This is a genomic window from uncultured Caballeronia sp. (genome assembly GCF_964243625.1).
Taxonomy (GTDB): Bacteria; Pseudomonadota; Gammaproteobacteria; order Burkholderiales; family Burkholderiaceae; genus Caballeronia.
Genome location: NZ_CAXTGZ010000417.1, coordinates 1 through 4,227, shown reverse-complemented (window position 1 = coordinate 4,227; position 4,227 = coordinate 1). Strand labels below are relative to the sequence as shown.

The window sequence follows — 4,227 nt, the reverse complement described above, 5'->3', positions numbered from 1 at the left end:
TCAGGCCACCGCCTTCGAAAGGTGCATCGAGTTCGACCGTGCGGCCATCTACGTAGCGAACCGTTGCGCGCGCGGGGTTCCACCAGTTCTCGTGAATCGTGACCGTGCCGCCGGTCGCGGCAAGCAACGCGTCGCCCTTGCCCTGAAGATCCATACCGCAAAAGATCTGCGCGACACCGCGTTCATGGCGCACATTCAAGCTCGCAAAACTGTCGACGCCGCTTTGCCCGAGCCTGCCGAACGTCTGCACTTCAAGCGGTTCGCCGAGCCAGTCGACCGCGAGGAACGCTTCGTAAATGCCGATATCGAGCAACGCGCCGCCGCCCATGTCCATCGAATACGAAGGATGGTCGAGCGGGACATTTGCAATCGAACACCCGGCGCGTACAAGTCCAATCTGGCCGATGGGGTCCGCCGCCAGATGCTCGCGCAATTGCGTGTAGAGCGGGTAGAACGGCGGTTTCATGGCTTCCATGAAGAGGAGCTTTGAAGACCGGGCGGCGTCGATCATCTGCTGCAACGCGCGTGCATTGACGGCGGCCGGCTTCTCGCAAAGCACGGCACGCCCCGCCTTGAATGCACGCAACGCATACTCGGGATGACTGTTCTGCATGGTCGCAATGTAGAGCGCGTCGATATTTTCGAGCATTGCGTCGAAGCTTTCGAAGGCCTTCGTCTGGTATTTGTCGGCGAATGCGCGCGTGGGCTCCCCCCGGCGCGACCAGACGCCTGCGAGCTGCGTGCCCGGTACGAACGCCAGCCCTTCGGCGAAGCGGTGTGCAATGCGTCCCGCGCCGACGATACCCCAGCGAATCGTGCTCTCTTCGTTCATCTGCTGCGCTCCGTGATTTGATGTCGATGACTCAATGACGCTCATTGTCCACTAAGGGAGCGATCGCCGGGAAGCGTGAACAAACGGCAGGGAGTTAAAAAGACGAGAGGGAGTGAAACGTTTGCGCAGGGAAGAACCCCGGAGACGGCGCCTGAAGCGCCCGGTCACGAGAAACGTGACCAGAAATCTCCCGGAACCGTTCCGGGATCAAGCATGCAGCACGTGCCGAAATCAGGCGCCCGCTGACTGTGATTCGTCGATCGGCGGAGACGAACTGTCCTCGCGTCGTTCAAACGAAAATGCGCGGCCGACTTCTTCAGCCGTGACATCGATCAGGCGGCTCATCGCACGTTCGGCCGCGGCGGCATCGCGTGCACCGATCGCTTCCACGACTTCCCGTTGCGCGCCGAGCGTAGCTTCACGCATCGTCGCAATGCCTTGCACGATCGGATAAACCGTCACCAGCGCACCACGCACGATAGCCGTCATCTGCTGGAAGAACTGATTTCCGCTCGCCGCAACAATGCGTGTGTGAAGCGCGACATCGGCTGCCTGGAACTCGGGCTCGCCCGTTTCGAGCGACGACAGCGCGTCGAACGCTTCGCGAATCCCGGCAAGCTCGTCGGGTGTCGCGCGAGCCGCAGCCAACGCAGCCGCACGCGGCTCGATCAGCATCCGGAACTCGATCACGTCGCGTAAAAACGCCTGGTCGGGCGTGGCCCTGAAACGCCAGCTCACGACGTCTTCATCGATCAGCCGCCAGTCGCTCATCGGCCGGATCCGCGTGCCCGTCTTGGGGCGTACGTCCAGCATGTGACGCGCGAGGAGCATGCTGAGCGCCTCCCGCATCACGGTCCGACTCACGTCGAACTCCTTCGATAAAACATCCTGCGGCGGCAGGATCGCGCCGTACTTCTGTTCGACGATGCCCGATACGAGCCCGTCCATCACCTTGGCCACCAGTGACCGCTCTTTATTTTCGTCCATCACCCCTCTCCCCTTGCGCCCCACATTGTGTCCCTGCGTATCCGGAAAGCTTCCCCAAGCTCCCGGAACCGCACGCCCGTGCAAAGCCGATGAACCAGCAGTGCCGCTACGTGCTCGATAAATTGCGTGTTCAATACCGCGAACGCCAGTCGGAATGTCCCTCTCAAGGGTTATCCCTTTGCCTCTCTTGCGTTCAAGGCGCTGCTTCGGCAACCGCTGTATTAAGTACTCCGTGATTCTGTTGCCTTGTTGCCCTGAGCGGTGGCCTGTGTCTTTTTTGCTTCGCCGTTCAGTTCATGCATTCGTCTTGCGGGTCTTCTTTTCCGCGACGCGTCCGTACTGATCGTCGAAGCGAACAATGTCGTCTTCGCCCAGGTACGTACCCGATTGAACTTCGATCATTTCCAGCGGCGTCTTGCCGGGATTTTCCAGTCGATGCGTCGTGCCAAGCGGAATGTAAGTGGACTGGTTTTCGGTCACGAGGAATGTCTCTTCACCTCGGGTAACAAGTGCCGTGCCGCATACGACGATCCAGTGCTCCGCGCGATGATGGTGCATCTGCAGCGACAGCCGCTGACCCGGCTGCACCACGATCCGCTTCACCTGGAAGCGCTCGCCGTGATCGATCGAATCGTAGAAGCCCCACGGACGCTGTACCTTGCGATGATCGTGCGCTTCTGCGCCCTTCGCTGCTTTCAGACGGCCGACCATCGCTTTCACTTCCTGCACGCGGTCCTTCGATGCCACGAGAATCGCGTCAGCCGTCTCCACCACGACCACACCGCTCACGCCCACGCATGCAACGAGCCGTCCGTCGGAATGCGCAAAGCTGTCGTGCGACCCTTCAAAGAGCACGCGGCCACGCGCCACGTTGCCGTCTTCGTCTTTCTTCGACATGTCCCACACTGCATCCCACGCACCGACGTCGGACCAGCCGGCTGCGAGGGGCACGACCACGCCCGGGAAACCCGGCTCGTGTGCGATGCGTTCCATCACGGCGAAATCGATGGAGTCCGAAGGGCATGCTTCGAAGGCGGCGACATCGAGTTGCGTGAAGCCGTCCTGGTGCAATCCGCGTTCGAAGGCCGCGATGCACGCCGCGTGAATAGCCGGTTGAAAGTGCTCGATCGCGGCGAGCCACACGGATGCGCGGCACACGAAAATGCCGCTGTTCCAGAGATATTCGCCCGATGCAAGGTACTGCTCCGCAATCTCGCGCCTGGGCTTCTCGATAAACCGTTCAAGCACGTGCGCTTCGATCGCGCCAGTGATCGAACCCTTGAGCGCCGCACCCGCCTTGATGTATCCGTAACCTGTTTCGATCTTGTCCGGCACGATGCCGAGCGTGACCAATGCACCGCCTGCCGCGTGTTCGATCGCGGTCGCGATGGTGCGCTGGAATGCGTCGGGATCGGAGACTGCATGGTCTGCGGGCATTGCGACAATCACAGGATCGACGCCTGGAACGGTTGCCTGGGCAGCCCATGCAGCGAGCGTAAGCGCCGGCGCCGTATTGCGCGCACACGGTTCGAGCACGGTGCGAGCGTGACGACCATTACGCTCGATCTGCTGTGCGGTCAGCAATTTGTGTTCCGATCCGCATACAACGATGAGTTCGTCGGCAGTCTCGAGTTGCAGGGCGTGATCGTCCTTGCCGGATGCATCGAGACCGTCGAGACGACGCAGCGTAGCTTCCAGCAATGACTCCGAACCCATGAGTTCGATCAGTTGCTTGGGGAACTGCTGCCTCGACAAGGGCCATAGCCGCGTGCCTGAGCCACCTGCAAGAATGACGGGCTGTACACGCACGCTCGCGGCACTCTCCACGGCAGCGCTCGCGAGGGGATGGCTGGACACGTCCACGGTGACTCCTGATGCGTAAAAGCTGATTGGGGGCTGAACGCGTCGAACAGGTGCGGACGCGCGGAACACACGCATCGATTGATGCGTCATTTAAACAGGCAAATATTTTTAGTTCTGTGCGCGCGCGAACGCCCGCACGCTGTTACGTCTTCGGCGCTTCATGACCGGGACCCGCGAATCTTGCAGATGTCACGCAACGCAAAGTCGACGCTGGACCCGTCACCCCGCGCTAGGGAGCAAGCGCTGTCGCAACCGCGCCGCGACCTCACGCAATTCGCTCGATTCGAACAACGACCATCCGAGGTTACCCACAACCAGCGCCACGCAGATTGCTGCCATGCTGCTCAGCGAATCCATGTAGTCCGCGCACAGCGTAGCGACGATCAGGAACGCCAGATGTCCCGCCATGTTGCGCACGATAGGTTGCGGCTTGAGCTTCGAAAAGTAGAGGAACGCCGCGTAGTCGAAAAAGGTTTTCGCGACCACTGCAACGCCCGCGCCCAGCAAGCCGTACCAGCGAATCCCCAGCCACAGGACCAGCGCGA

At 61.0% G+C, this 4,227-nt stretch carries 2 protein-coding genes and 2 pseudogenes (1 of these 4 only partly in view); all 4 read right to left on the bottom strand.

Annotation, left to right across the window (positions count from 1 at the left end):
- Window positions 1–832 (bottom strand): annotated as a pseudogene (locus tag ACFFAR_RS23410) (Gfo/Idh/MocA family protein) (it extends 163 nt beyond the left edge of the window).
- 231 nt (window positions 833–1,063) lie between these two features.
- On the bottom strand, window positions 1,064–1,819 hold the full coding sequence (locus ACFFAR_RS23405; protein WP_061999570.1) for a FadR/GntR family transcriptional regulator: 756 nt from the start codon (window positions 1,817–1,819) through the stop codon (window positions 1,064–1,066).
- Between the two features lie 294 nt (window positions 1,820–2,113).
- Window positions 2,114–3,682, bottom strand: a complete 1,569-nt coding sequence (locus tag ACFFAR_RS23400; protein WP_375508555.1) for a mannose-1-phosphate guanylyltransferase/mannose-6-phosphate isomerase — start codon at window positions 3,680–3,682, stop codon at window positions 2,114–2,116.
- A 219-nt stretch (window positions 3,683–3,901) separates the two neighbouring features.
- A pseudogene (locus ACFFAR_RS23395) lies at window positions 3,902–4,227 on the bottom strand (flippase); the annotation flags it as partial.

What these genes read in the sequence shown, in the direction of transcription:
- ACFFAR_RS23405 (WP_061999570.1), bottom strand. Translation starts at nt 1,819, where the DNA reads ATGGACGAAAATAAAGAGCGGTCACTGGTGGCCAAGGTGATGGACGGG.